The 11,897-nt window shown below is 69.9% G+C and carries 13 protein-coding genes and 1 riboswitch; of the genes, 10 read left to right on the top strand and 3 right to left on the bottom strand.

What is annotated here, in order from left to right; genetic code table 11:
* The first annotated feature begins 177 nt into the window (after positions 1-177).
* The 5 genes from ACWFR1_RS03855 (at position 178) to ACWFR1_RS03835 (ending at position 2,321) form a co-directional block, all read left to right on the top strand.
* A complete protein-coding gene (locus ACWFR1_RS03855; protein ID WP_453546108.1) occupies positions 178-351 on the top strand; it encodes a hypothetical protein in 174 nt (57 codons plus the stop codon).
* Positions 348-551 carry a hypothetical protein gene (locus tag ACWFR1_RS03850; protein ID WP_453546106.1) on the top strand — a complete coding sequence of 68 codons (204 nt, stop codon included), beginning with the start codon at positions 348-350 and terminating at the stop codon, positions 549-551. The genes ACWFR1_RS03855 and ACWFR1_RS03850 overlap by 4 nt, the downstream gene beginning before the upstream one ends.
* Before the next feature lie 105 nt (positions 552-656).
* Complete coding sequence (locus ACWFR1_RS03845) at positions 657-1,067, top strand: VOC family protein (RefSeq protein ID WP_453546104.1); 411 nt, start codon at positions 657-659, stop codon at positions 1,065-1,067.
* 73 nt (positions 1,068-1,140) lie between these two features.
* Complete coding sequence (locus tag ACWFR1_RS03840) at positions 1,141-1,662, top strand: helix-turn-helix transcriptional regulator (protein ID WP_453546102.1); 522 nt, start codon at positions 1,141-1,143, stop codon at positions 1,660-1,662.
* On the top strand, positions 1,662-2,321 hold the full coding sequence (locus ACWFR1_RS03835; RefSeq protein ID WP_453546100.1) for a glyoxalase: 660 nt from the start codon (positions 1,662-1,664) through the stop codon (positions 2,319-2,321). The genes ACWFR1_RS03840 and ACWFR1_RS03835 overlap by 1 nt, the downstream gene beginning before the upstream one ends.
* A 25-nt stretch (positions 2,322-2,346) precedes the next feature.
* Here the strand turns inward: ACWFR1_RS03835 and ACWFR1_RS03830 are convergent, their stop codons facing one another.
* The 3 genes from ACWFR1_RS03830 to ACWFR1_RS03820 form a co-directional block, all read right to left on the bottom strand.
* Positions 2,347-3,792, bottom strand: a complete 1,446-nt coding sequence (locus tag ACWFR1_RS03830) for an alpha,alpha-trehalose-phosphate synthase (UDP-forming) (protein WP_453546098.1) — start codon at positions 3,790-3,792, stop codon at positions 2,347-2,349.
* 80 nt (positions 3,793-3,872) lie between these two features.
* Complete coding sequence (locus ACWFR1_RS03825; protein WP_453546096.1) at positions 3,873-5,750, bottom strand: DUF7927 domain-containing protein; 1,878 nt, start codon at positions 5,748-5,750, stop codon at positions 3,873-3,875.
* Between the two features lie 38 nt (positions 5,751-5,788).
* The gene (locus ACWFR1_RS03820) at positions 5,789-6,757 is read right to left on the bottom strand and encodes a glucosyl-3-phosphoglycerate synthase (protein ID WP_453546094.1); all 969 of its coding nucleotides are present in this window, start codon (positions 6,755-6,757) and stop codon (positions 5,789-5,791) included.
* Between the two features lie 161 nt (positions 6,758-6,918).
* Positions 6,919-7,063: riboswitch (SAM riboswitch) on the top strand.
* 18 nt (positions 7,064-7,081) lie between these two features.
* Between ACWFR1_RS03820 and thrC the strand changes: the two genes are divergently transcribed.
* From thrC to ACWFR1_RS03795, 5 genes are all read left to right on the top strand, one after another.
* Positions 7,082-8,368 (top strand): threonine synthase, encoded by a 1,287-nt coding sequence (gene thrC, locus ACWFR1_RS03815; RefSeq protein ID WP_453546092.1) that lies wholly within the window; start codon positions 7,082-7,084, stop codon positions 8,366-8,368.
* A gap of 13 nt (positions 8,369-8,381) precedes the next feature.
* On the top strand, positions 8,382-8,660 hold the full coding sequence (locus tag ACWFR1_RS03810) for a MoaD/ThiS family protein (protein WP_329622015.1): 279 nt from the start codon (positions 8,382-8,384) through the stop codon (positions 8,658-8,660).
* A gap of 407 nt (positions 8,661-9,067) precedes the next feature.
* Positions 9,068-9,271, top strand: coding sequence for a cold-shock protein (locus tag ACWFR1_RS03805; protein ID WP_015035246.1), 204 nt, complete (start codon positions 9,068-9,070; stop codon positions 9,269-9,271).
* 368 nt (positions 9,272-9,639) lie between these two features.
* Positions 9,640-11,268: a chaperonin GroEL gene (gene groL, locus ACWFR1_RS03800; RefSeq protein WP_266967782.1), complete on the top strand. Its 1,629-nt coding sequence runs from the start codon at positions 9,640-9,642 to the stop codon at positions 11,266-11,268.
* Positions 11,269-11,421: 153 nt separating this feature from the next.
* Complete coding sequence (locus ACWFR1_RS03795) at positions 11,422-11,892, top strand: SRPBCC domain-containing protein (protein WP_453546089.1); 471 nt, start codon at positions 11,422-11,424, stop codon at positions 11,890-11,892.
* The last annotated feature ends 5 nt before the right edge of the window (positions 11,893-11,897 follow it).

The following is an 11,897-nucleotide window of genomic DNA, read 5'->3' as shown; positions in this document are numbered from 1 at the left end:
GGTCGCAAAGACGACGCAGAGTCTTCCGGTCGCGAGCGCTGCCAGGGCCGGTGACCTTTCCTGTTCCAGGACGGGCTCTGGTCGTTGACTGGTCGCAAGCCGTCCGGGTGCGGGCCCGTCACACAGGCTCCCCCTACCAGCCCGGACGGCCCCGAATCCACCGATGGGAGTCGAGCGATGACCAGCACCCTCCCCCGCCGTACGCCTGGCGAGAGCGGACACGAGAGCGGCACGTCGTGCTCGGAGCACGGCGTGCCGAGTCGGGCGCTCCGCGAGCGGGCGGCCGCCGGCTGGGACAGGTTCCTCCGGCGCTTCGCCGACGAGCAGCCCGAAGAGCGAGACGAGACGTGAGCGCCGACCACGCGGGGTACGAGGAGCACCCGCTGCTGCATCAGAGGGTCCGCGACATCGCGAGCCGGGGTAAGGGCGAGCTGATGGCCGTCACTCACGAACTGCACAGTGACGGCCGCGTGGTCCGCGTCGCGCACATCCGCCCCGAGTCCGGTGTGGAGTGGTCGACGCCGGCCGACAACCTTCAGGCGGTCTGGTGAGCCCGCTCCTAGGAGGAAGACGTCTCGACGTGAACATTCGGGCGTGTCCGCATCGATCAGGAACCGAGAAGTGCGGTCCAGGGGGTCGGTTCTAGGCTGCGCGCCATGGACATCACCATTCACACGGCTTCTCTTCCGCACGACGACCCGGACGCGTCGCTCGCCTTCTACCGCGATGCCCTCGGCTTCGAGGTCCGCAGCGACGTCGGGCAGGGCAAAATGCGCTGGATCACGGTCGGCCCGGCCGGTCAGCCGGGCACGTCGATCCTTCTGGCGCCGCCTGCCGTCGATCCCGGCGTCACCGAGGACGAACGCCGCACGATCGCCGAGATGATGGCCAAGGGCACCTACGGCTGGATCCTGCTGGCCACCCGGAACCTCGACGCGGTGTTCGAGAAGGTGCAGGCCGGTGACACCGAGGTCGTCCAGGAGCCGACCGAGCAGCCGTACGGCGTCCGCGACTGCGCGTTCCGCGACCCCGCGGGCAACCTGATCCGCATCCAGGAGCTGCGCTGAGCCGTGCGGGCATCGATGCGGCCGTGCGGGCCGACATCGAAAGGGAAGACGAAGAGCAAAGGGGAGAGTGCTCATGTGTAAGCCTGAATGGCGGCGGGCACGCGTCCAGGCGCAGCGCCTGGCTGACCTGGCGCGGCTGCGCCGCGTCCGCGACCGGATCGACAGGGAATACGCGCAGCCGTTGAACGTGGAGGCGCTCGCCCGTGATGTGAACATGTCCGCCGGGCATCTGAGTCGGCAGTTCCGGGCCGCCTACGGCGAGTCGCCGTACGCGTACCTGATGACGCGTCGTATCGAGCGGGCGACGGCGCTGCTGCGGCGGGGCGACCTCAGCGTCACCGAGGTCTGCTTCGCGGTCGGCTGCGCGTCGCTGGGAACGTTCACCACCCGCTTCACCGAGCTGGTCGGCATGCCGCCCGGGGCCTTCCGGCGCCAGGCGGCGGATGCGGCGGCCGACGATGCCGATGCTGCGGATACGGCCCGCGGTGCGGGTCCGGCGATCAACGTGGAGGGGATGCCGGCGTGCGTGGCGAAGCAGGTCTCAAGACCGGTCAGGAATCGAGAAGCCCCGGCCGCCGCGCAGCCCCTAGCGTGATGGTCATGGCAACCACCGCTTCCACCGCAGCCGGCACGTCCCTCGCGTCCGTCACCCTTGAGGTGGCCGACCTCGAGGCCGCCCACCGCTTCTACAGCGCCTTCGGCGTGGACGCGTACCTGCGCCTGCGGGCGTCCGAGGCGCACTCCACCGGATTCCGCGGCTTCACCCTGGCACTCACGGTGTCCGGGCCGGCCACCGTCGACGGCTTCTTCGGCGCCGCCGTGGACGCCGGCGCCACGGTCCTGAAGCCCGCCGCGAAGTCGTTCTGGGGCTACAGCGGCGTCGTCCGGGCCCCGGACGGGACGATCTGGAAGATCGCGACCTCGGAGAAGAAGGACACCGGCCCCGCCACCCGCGAGATCGACGACGTCGTCCTGCTGATCGGCGTCGAGGACGTGAAGGCCACCAAGCAGTTCTACGTCGGCCGGGGCCTGACCGTGGCCAAGAGCTTCGGCGGCAAGTACGCCGAGTTCGCCCCCGGTCAGTCCAGCCCCGTCAAGCTGGCGCTGTACAAGCGCCGCGCCCTGGCCAAGGACCTCGGCGTCCCCGCCGACGGCACAGGCGCGCACCGCGTCATCCTCGGCAGCACCGCCGACACGTTCACCGACCCGGACGGGTTCGCCTGGGAGGCCGCCCTCGCCCCCACGTCGTCCTGACTCCCGGCCCCGCCGACTCGCGTGGCTACGAGGGTCCCCTGAGCGCCTCCAGTTGGTTCAGGAACCAGCGCTGGGGGGGCAGGGCCGTTGCCGCCGCGGCGAGGCGTTTGGTGCGGTCGGCGCGTTCGGTCGCCGGCATCGACAGGGCGGTGTGGAGTGCCTCGGCGGTTTCCGAGACGTCGAAGGGGTTCACGGTGAGGGCGTCGGCGCGGAGTTCCTGGTAGGCGCCCGCGCCCGTCGAGAGGACCAGGGCGCAGCCCGCCTCCGAGACGACCGGTATCTCCTTCGCGACCAGGTTCATGCCGTCGCGCACCGGGTTCACCAGGGCCACGTCCGCGAGGCGGTAGGCGGCCAGGGAGCGGGTGAAGTCGTCCCGTACCGAGACCAGGACCGGCTGCCAGTCGGGCGTGCCGAACTCGGTGTTGATCTCGTCCGCCAGGGCCGTCACCGAGGCGGTGTACTGACGGTACGACTCCAGGTCCTGGCGTGACGGGTACGCCGAGGCCAGGTGGACCACCCGGTCGCGCCACTCGGGGTGGGTGGTGAGCAGTTCGCGGTAGGCGAGGAGGCCGCGGATGATGTTCTTGGAGAGTTCGGTGCGGTCGACGCGCACGATGGTCTTCCGGTCGCCGACCTCCTCCCGGAGCCGGGCCAGCCGCTCGTCCACCTCCGGGCGGTACGCCAGCGCCCGCAGCTCGTCGGCGTCCACGCCCAGCGGGTACGCCCGGACCCGGGTGCGGCCCTTCCTGAAACCGTGGCGGCGGTGCTCCACGCCGTGCCAGGGGTCGCCGCTCGGCCAGATGCCCCGGGCCGTGCCCGTCGCGTCGTCCCGCTGCGAGCAGCAGCTGATGAAGAAGCTCGCCCATCCCCAGGTGTGGAAGCCCAGCTCGTCCGCGCCGAGCATCCCCCACAGCAGTTCCTCGACGATGTCGTCCGGCACCATCCGCAGGTACTCGGGGGAGACCCACGGGGTGTGCGTGAAGTGCCCGATCCGCAGGTCGGGGCGGAGCTCCCGGAGCATCCAGGGGACGAGCGACAGGTGGTAGTCCTGGACCAGGACCGCCGCGCCCTCCGACGCCTCGGCCGCCAGGGCCTCCGCGAAGGCGCGGTTGTAGCCGCGGTACGCCTCCCAGCGGCGTCGGAACTCCGCGTCGAAGACGGGCTCGCGCGGGACGTCGTACAGGTGGTGGTGGAGGAACCACAGCACCGAGTTCGCGATGCCGTTGTACGCGTCGGCGTACACGTCCGGGGCGATGTCCAGCATGCGGACGCCCGGCTCGCCGACCCCGCGCCGCACCGCCTCCCGGTCGCCCTCGCCGAGGGCCGCGCACACCCACAGGCTGTCCTGAGAGGAGACGGCGCTCAGGCCTGAGACCAGGCCGCCTCCGCCCCTGCGGGCGTCGAGCTCACCGTCCTCGCCGAGCACGTACGAGACGGGTCCCCGGTTGGATGCCACGAGCACAGTAGCCATGTGGCGAACCTAGCCCGTCCCGTAAACGCTCAAACGTACGTATACGAGACGGGCCGATCCGGCCACGGGGTGTGTGCCGCTCAGTGGTCGCGGCGGCCGCGCATCGCTGCCTTCGCCACCAGGCCCGTCGCCGCCAGGGCCACGCCGAGCGCGCCGAGCAGCCACAGCCGCTCACCGTTGCTGCCCGTCTCCGCCATCGAGCCGCCGTTCCCTCCGTGCGGTCCCGGCGCCGGGGCCACCGGGACGGACGTGCTCCGCGAGGCCGAGGCCGAGGCGGAGGGGGCGGAGGGGGAGGCCGGGCTGGTGGGGGAGGCCGAGCCGGACGGGGACGCCGGGTCCGTGGGCTCCACCGGTGCCGAGGTCGTCGGCTTCGGGGGCTTCGTCGGGTCCGTCGGCTTCGGATCCGTCGGGGTCGGCGTCGGCTTGGGCTTGTCGAGCACCGGGGTGATCGCGCAGGCCTGGTCCTCGCTGCCGTCGCCGCAGTTGGAGCGCGGGGACTCCACCTCGACGCTGTTGCGGAGCTTCCCGTCGCCGGTCACCGGGTCCTTGATCTTCACCGAGTACGTGACGGTCGCCGTCTTCCCCGCCGGGATCGTCCCGACGTACCCGATCTTCGGCTTCCCGTACGACACCTCGCCCAGGTCCGTCTTCACGTCGCCGTTGTAGTCGGCGTCGTCGAGGTTCCCCGTCAGGTCGTCGCTGAACTTGGCGTTCGGGTAGTCGATCGTGCTGATGTTCTTCGCGGTGATCTTGTACGTGAGGGTGTCGCCCGGCTTCACCGTGCGCGGGCTCGCCGTCTTGGTGATCTCCAGGTCGGGCACCGGCACCGAGAAGGCGAGCCCGGACGGCACGTACGTGTCGCCGTTCGTGGAGAAGGTGAGATCGGCCGAGGTCGCGCCCTGCGGGATGGCGCCGTCCGGGATGTCGAAGGCCTTGGCGTCGATGCTCAGGTTGTTGACGAGCTTGGGCGCGACCGCCCCGTCGTCCTCGCCGATGAAGAAGTTGTTGGTGTTGCCGGTGTGGTTCTCGGTGACGTTCTTGCCGTCGACGAGGAACTTGTCGCCCGGGGTGTTCCAGTCGCCCTTGTACGCGGTGACGCTCGCCCGCGCCGTGCCGCCGCTCCGGTAGAAGCCGTCGACGGTGATCGTGGTCGCGGGGGAGGTGGAGCGCTGGAGGACGTGGCCGCCGTAGACGTAGACGTTCCGCCGCTCCGGGGCCTTGACCGGGTCGGGTCCCGGGAACTTGTGGACGACGGTCAGGGACCAGCCGCCCACGCAGCCCTTGCCGTTCGGCGACCAGATGTTGCCGACGGCCACCCGCGCGTCCGTCCCCGAGACGCCCGCGAAGGCGGCGGTCACGTCCGACTCGCCCGTGTAGTAGTGCGGGCCGTTGGTGTCGGCCGGGTCGGTGACCATGCTGTCGATCGAGACCGGGGTCGCGGGCCCCGTCCCGACCCTGATCACCGGCGCGGTCGTCGCCGGGTCGCCGGGCGAGGACCCGACGTCGGCGCCGGAGATGTCGCAGCGCCGGAGCTGGGCCCCGCTCGGGCCCTTGTACGTGCCGTCGTTGCCGCCCCAGAACAGCCGGGCGTACGCGACCTCGGCACCCGCCGGGATCGCGACGTGGCCGGTACTGGAGCCGAACTCGGGCGCCTCGCCCGCCACCATGTCGGCGGCGTCGATCCGCCGCATCACGAAGGTGTTGTTGTTGTCGGAGCCCTCGCCCTTCGCGGCGGTCGCGCAGCGCGCGGCCATGTCCGCGGGCTCGGTGGGGCAGCCCATGACCGTGTTGCCGAGCGTCGTGAAATCGCCGTAGATCGACTCGTCGTACCGCTTGCCGAAGGGCTCGGTGACGTCCGCCGAGGCCGGACCAGCCGCGGCCGTCGAGAGCGCGAGTGAGGCCACCGCGAGTCCGACGACCGCCGCCACACCGCCCAGGTGCTGTTGTCTGAAGCGCATAAAAGGGCAATGTAGGCAAAGCGGATCATCTGGTGGCGTTACGCCACGCGGCGGCGCCTGTACTCCGTGATCTCGGCCATCGGCGGCCGTTCCTCCGTGTCCACCGCGTAGGTCCGGGGGGTGAACCCGTCCTCGCCCCGCTCGAACTGGGTCAGCCTCGGCCGTACGAGGTGGCCGCGCGAGAGCCGTAGCTGCGCCGTCCGGTAGATCGCCGCCGCCATCCGGCCCAGCGCCCGCTCGTCCTGATGGCGGTGCTTGCGCACCCCCACGTCGACCTGTGCGAGGGCGTCCAGGCCCACCGTGTGCAGCGCGTCGACGAGCAGCCCCAGCTCCACCCCGTAACCGACGGGGAAGGGCAGCCGCTCCAGGAGCGAGCGCCGCGCCGCGTACTCGCCGCCCAGCGGCTGCACGAAGCCGGCCAGCTGCGGCCAGTGGAGGTTGAGGAGCGGCCGAGCCACCAGCTCGGTCACTCGGCCGCCCTGACCTGGGGTCTTGCCGGAGGCGAGCTGATCGGACGCAGTGCCGAAGGGGCGGTCGTAGGTCGCCTTCACGAGGTCGACGTCCGGTTCGGTGAGCAGCGGGCCCACGATCCCCGTCACGAAGTCCGCCGAGAAGTCCCGCAGGTCCGCGTCGACGAAGCACACGACGTCCCCGCTCGTCACCATGAGCGACCGCCACAGGACCTCGCCCTTGCCGGGGACGGCCGGTATCCGGGGGAGGATCGCGTCCCGCGCCACCACCCGCGCCCCGGCGGCCGCCGCCACCTCCGCCGTACGGTCGGTGGAGCCCGAGTCGACGACCACCAGTTCGTCCACGAGCGGCACCGCGTCCGACATCAGCTCGCGGCGGATCACGGCGACGATGTCGCCGACCGTCGCCTCCTCGTTCAGCGCCGGCAGCACGACGCTGACCTTCGTGTTTCGCTTGGCGGCGAGGATCCGCTCCAGCGGCCGGTCGGCCACGGACCAGGACCGCCGGTCCAGCCAGCGCTCCACCTCTTCGAGCACGTGATCTCCATCTCGCGGTTCGGACGGCCCGTCCAAGCGCCGGGGCCTTCGGTTACAGTCTTGAACAACGCGGATGCCCGATGCACGTCGGGGTGCCGCCCGCGTCGGAGCGCAGGAACGAAGTCCCGCGAGGAACTTCACCCCGCTTCACAATCGAATACCGCTCATCCAGAGGGGCAGAGGGAAACGGCCCGTTGAAGCCCCGGCAACCCTCCAGTCGGTTACTCGTCCTCCAGCGAGGTCCCCGACTAGGGAAGGTGCCAAATCCGTCTCATGGCGAAAAATTCGCCATGGGAAAGATGAGGAGAAAGGGCCTCGCCTCCAATGGCTGTACAGACTGTCGCTTCCGCCGCCACCGTCGACCTCGGTCCCGCTTCCGGGCTTTCCTGTCGCGAATGCGGTGAAGTCTTCGCGCTCGGTCCGATCTTCGCCTGCGAACTCTGTTTCGGACCGCTCGAGGTCGCCTACGACCTCCCCACCGGTGACCCCGAGGCGCTGCGCAAGCAGATCGAGGCCGGCCCCGCCAACATCTGGCGCTACGCCCCCCTGCTGCCCGTCCCCGCCGACGTCGCCGAGAAGCCGAACCTGAACCCGGGCTGGACCAAGCTCGTCCAGGCCGACAACCTCGCCCGCGAGATCGGTGTCGCCCCCGGCAAGCTCTTCGTCAAGGACGACTCGGGCAACCCGACCCACTCCTTCAAGGACCGGGTCGTCGCGCAGGCCCTCGAGGCCGCCCGCGCCTTCGGCTTCACCACGCTCTCCTGCTCCTCCACCGGCAACCTCGCCGGCGCCGTCGGCGCCGCCGCCGCCCGCGCCGGCTTCCGCTCCTGCGTCTTCATCCCGCACGACCTGGAGCAGGGCAAGGTCGTCATGGCCGCCGTCTACGGCGGTGACCTCGTCGCCATCGAGGGCAACTACGACGACGTCAACCGCTTCTGCTCGGAGCTCATCGGCGACCCGCTCGGCGAGGGCTGGGGCTTCGTCAACGTCAACCTCCGCCCGTACTACGGCGAGGGCTCCAAGACGCTGGCGTACGAGATCTGCGAGCAGCTCGGCTGGGTCATCCCCGACCAGCTCGTCATCCCGATCGCCTCCGGCTCGCAGCTCACCAAGATCGACAAGGGTCTGCAGGAGCTCATCAAGCTCGGCCTCGTCGAGGACAAGCCGTACAAGATCTTCGGTGCGCAGGCCGAGGGCTGCTCCCCGGTCTCCGTCGCCTTCAAGGCCGGCCACGACGTGGTCCGCCCGCAGAAGCCGAACACGATCGCCAAGTCGCTCGCGATCGGCAACCCGGCCGACGGCCCGTACGTCCTCGACATCGCCCGTCGCACCGGTGGCGCCGTGGAGGACGTGAACGACGAGCAGGTCGTGGACGCGATCAGGCTGCTCGCCCAGACCGAGGGCATCTTCGCCGAGACGGCGGGCGGCGTGACCGTCGGCGTCACGAAGAAGCTCGTCGAGGCCGGTCTGATCGACCCGGAGCTCACCACCGTCGTGCTGAACACCGGCGACGGCCTCAAGACGCTGGACGCCGTGGCCGAGGGCTCGCAGGCGACCGCCACCATCCGCCCCAGCCTGGACGCGTTCCGCGCCGCGGGCCTGGCTCTCTGAGAGGTACGAAGACATGGCCGTGAACGTCCGCATCCCCACCATCCTCCGCACCTACACGGGCGGGCAGTCCGAGGTCCCGGCCGAGGGCGCGACCCTCGCCGAGGTCATCGCGGACCTGGAGAAGAACCACACGGGCATCGCCGCCCGCGTCCTGGACGACCAGGGCAAGCTGCGCCGCTTCGTCAACGTCTACGTGAACGACGACGACGTGCGCTTCGAGCAGGGTCTGGAGACGGCCACCCCGGCCGGCGCGGGCGTCTCGATCATCCCGGCGGTCGCCGGAGGCTGCTGAGCCCCCACGGCTGACCTGTTGTCCCGTCTTTCTTGAATTGCCCCTTCCGCGCCATAAAGCGGAGGGGGCAATTCTGCATGGTTGAACGGGGTAGAGTTGGGGAAGTCCCCTCCGCTGCTCATGCCGGACGCATATGAGAATGCGTCCCTGTGCGTCAGGAAGCAGCCAAAGTGTCTGCGCGTTGTGTACGTTCTGCGCGTTTTGCCGGGCCCGACTTGCCCCGGAACTCCAGGGATTCTCCCTAATTCCCCTTTCCGTCGTGCCCAGAATTCTCGCTCGATTGACCTGTTGCAGAGGGCAGTTGGGCAGATACATTCAGCGGCGGTCGACGCGTTCCGGCGCAGGGTCTGACCCCGGGTCCGCGAAGTGCGGTTCCCGCGCAAGGGCCAGTAATAGGGGAGTTAGGCATGGCTCAGGGCACCGTCAAGTGGTTCAACGCGGAGAAGGGCTACGGCTTCATCGCGGTCGACGGTGGTGCGGATGTTTTCGTCCACTACAGCGCGATCCAGATGGATGGCTACCGCAGCCTCGAAGAGGGGCAGCGGGTCGAGTTCGAGATTTCGCAGGGCCAGAAGGGTCCGCAGGCGGACATGGTCAAGCTCGCCGTCTGAGCGCGGCGCGATCGGCCACCGACGCAACGCCGTCGAGGGGCCCGCATCCCTGAGGGGAAGCGGGCCCCTCGCGCGTTCCCCGACGCCCGGGAGGGCCGGCGGGGAGAGGGGTGGGAGGCCCGGCGGGAAGGCGGCCGGAAGCCCGGTGCGAAGGTGGCCCGAAACCTGAGAGTCGCTTGCACTCTCCTAGGGCGAGTGCTAATCATTGGCGTTAGCACTCGGAAGGTGAGAGTGCTACGAGGATCGGGCAGACGAGGTCGCCGGCCGGGTGGGGCAAGGAACCACGCGGAGCACCGGAGGCCGTCCGTCGCGGGCGTCGGCGCGGTCCTGGAGCGTTATCCACCCCATGTCCGGGAGGACCACTTCACATGGCCAAGATCATCGCGTTCGACGAGGAGGCCCGGCGCGGTCTCGAGCGCGGCATGAACCAGCTCGCTGACGCCGTCAAGGTCACCCTCGGCCCCAAGGGTCGCAACGTCGTCCTCGAGAAGAAGTGGGGCGCCCCCACGATCACCAACGATGGTGTCTCCATCGCCAAGGAGATCGAGCTCGAGGACCCGTACGAGAAGATCGGCGCCGAGCTGGTCAAGGAAGTCGCCAAGAAGACGGACGACGTCGCCGGCGACGGTACGACCACCGCCACCGTTCTCGCCCAGGCGCTCGTCCGCGAGGGCCTCCGCAACGTCGCCGCCGGTGCCAACCCCATGGCCCTCAAGCGCGGCATCGAGAAGGCCGTCGAGGCCGTCTCCGGCGCCCTCCTCGAGCAGGCGAAGGATGTCGAGACCAAGGAGCAGATCGCTTCGACGGCCTCCATCTCCGCCGCCGACACCCAGATCGGCGAGCTCATCGCCGAGGCGATGGACAAGGTCGGCAAGGAAGGCGTCATCACCGTCGAGGAGTCGCAGACCTTCGGTCTGGAGCTCGAGCTCACCGAGGGCATGCGCTTCGACAAGGGCTACATCTCGGCGTACTTCGCCACCGACATGGAGCGTATGGAGGCGTCGCTCGACGACCCGTACCTCCTGATCGTCAACTCCAAGATCTCTTCGGTGAAGGACCTGCTCCCGCTCCTGGAGAAGGTCATGCAGTCGGGCAAGCCGCTGCTGATCATCGCCGAGGACGTCGAGGGCGAGGCCCTGTCGACCCTGGTCGTCAACAAGATCCGCGGCACCTTCAAGTCCGTCGCGGTGAAGGCCCCGGGCTTCGGCGACCGTCGTAAGGCCATGCTGAACGACATCGCCATCCTCACCGGCGGCACGGTCATCTCCGAGGAGGTCGGCCTCAAGCTGGAGAACGCGGGCCTCGACCTGCTGGGCCGCGCCCGCAAGGTCGTCATCACCAAGGACGAGACCACCATCGTCGACGGTGCCGGTGACAGCGAGCAGGTCGCCGGTCGCGTGAACCAGATCCGCGCCGAGATCGAGAACAGCGACTCGGACTACGACCGCGAGAAGCTCCAGGAGCGCCTCGCGAAGCTGGCCGGCGGCGTGGCCGTCATCAAGGCCGGCGCCGCGACCGAGGTCGAGCTCAAGGAGCGCAAGCACCGCATCGAGGACGCCGTTCGCAACGCGAAGGCGGCCGTCGAGGAGGGCATCGTCGCCGGTGGCGGCGTGGCCCTGCTCCAGGCTTCCTCGGTCTTCGAGAAGCTTGAGGCGGACCTGTCGGGCGACGAGGCCACCGGTGCCAACATCGTCAAGCTGGCCCTTGAGGCCCCGCTGAAGCAGATCGCGGTCAACGCCGGCCTCGAGGGCGGCGTCGTGGCGGAGAAGGTCCGCAACCTGCCCGTCGGCCACGGCCTGAACGCCGCGACCAACGAGTACGTCGACCTCATCGCCGAGGGCATCATCGACCCGGCGAAGGTCACGCGCTCCGCGCTGCAGAACGCCGCGTCGATCGCCGCGCTGTTCCTCACCACCGAGGCCGTCATCGCCGACAAGCCGGAGAAGGCGTCCGCGCCGGCCGGCGGCGGCATGCCGGGCGGTGACATGGACTTCTGATCCTCCGGGATCGGTGGTTCATCGCTGTACCGCAGTACTGCTGAACGCGACCGAGGGCGGCACTCCCCAGCAGGGGGGTGCCGCCCTCGGGCGTTGTGCGGGACGGGGAGGGCGGGGTGATCCTGGAAGGGACACCGGGGAAGGGCCGAGACCATGGTCATTCTGCTGACGACGCCCGCCGATCGCGAACTGGTCATCACCCGGACCTTCGACGCCCCGCCGGGCCTGCTGTGGGAGGCCTGGACGCGCCCCGAGCACGTACGCGAGTGGTACGGCTCCGCCGCGCTGACGACGACGGTCGTCGACATCGACCTGCGCGTGGGCGGCGCCTGGCGCTGGGGGCAGACGGCCCCCGGCGGCCAGGAGATCGTCTTCTCCGGCACGTACGAGGACGTCGTCACGGTCGAGCGGCTCGACTACACGGAGGTCTTCGAGCAGATGCCGGAGGCCGGCCCCGTCCGCGTCACCCTCACCTTCGACGCGACCCCTGACGGCGGCACGGCTCTGACCAGCACCTCCGTCTGGCCCTCGAACGAGCTCAGGGACCAGGCGCTGGCGGCGGGCATGGAAGCGGGGGTCCGCGAGCAGTACGAACGGCTCGCGGACCACGTGCGGACGATGTGAGGGCG

The sequence above is a fragment of the Streptomyces sp. NPDC055103 genome, assembly GCF_053607625.1.
This window is presented reverse-complemented; position numbering and strand designations above follow the sequence as displayed.

Bases quoted from the DNA above. Each gene is read 5' to 3' on its own strand.
- ACWFR1_RS03855 (WP_453546108.1), top strand. From the start codon at position 178: ATGACCAGCACCCTCCCCCGCCGTACGCCTGGCGAGAGCGGACACGAG.
- ACWFR1_RS03845 (WP_453546104.1), top strand. From the start codon at position 657: ATGGACATCACCATTCACACGGCTTCTCTTCCGCACGACGACCCGGAC.
- ACWFR1_RS03840 (WP_453546102.1), top strand. From the start codon at position 1,141: ATGTGTAAGCCTGAATGGCGGCGGGCACGCGTCCAGGCGCAGCGCCTG.
- ACWFR1_RS03835 (WP_453546100.1), top strand. From the start codon at position 1,662: ATGGTCATGGCAACCACCGCTTCCACCGCAGCCGGCACGTCCCTCGCG.
- ACWFR1_RS03830 (WP_453546098.1), bottom strand. From the start codon at position 3,792: ATGGCTACTGTGCTCGTGGCATCCAACCGGGGACCCGTCTCGTACGTG.
- ACWFR1_RS03825 (WP_453546096.1), bottom strand. From the start codon at position 5,750: ATGCGCTTCAGACAACAGCACCTGGGCGGTGTGGCGGCGGTCGTCGGA.
- thrC (WP_453546092.1), top strand. From the start codon at position 7,082: ATGGCTGTACAGACTGTCGCTTCCGCCGCCACCGTCGACCTCGGTCCC.
- ACWFR1_RS03810 (WP_329622015.1), top strand. From the start codon at position 8,382: ATGGCCGTGAACGTCCGCATCCCCACCATCCTCCGCACCTACACGGGC.
- ACWFR1_RS03805 (WP_015035246.1), top strand. From the start codon at position 9,068: ATGGCTCAGGGCACCGTCAAGTGGTTCAACGCGGAGAAGGGCTACGGC.
- groL (WP_266967782.1), top strand. From the start codon at position 9,640: ATGGCCAAGATCATCGCGTTCGACGAGGAGGCCCGGCGCGGTCTCGAG.
- ACWFR1_RS03795 (WP_453546089.1), top strand. From the start codon at position 11,422: ATGGTCATTCTGCTGACGACGCCCGCCGATCGCGAACTGGTCATCACC.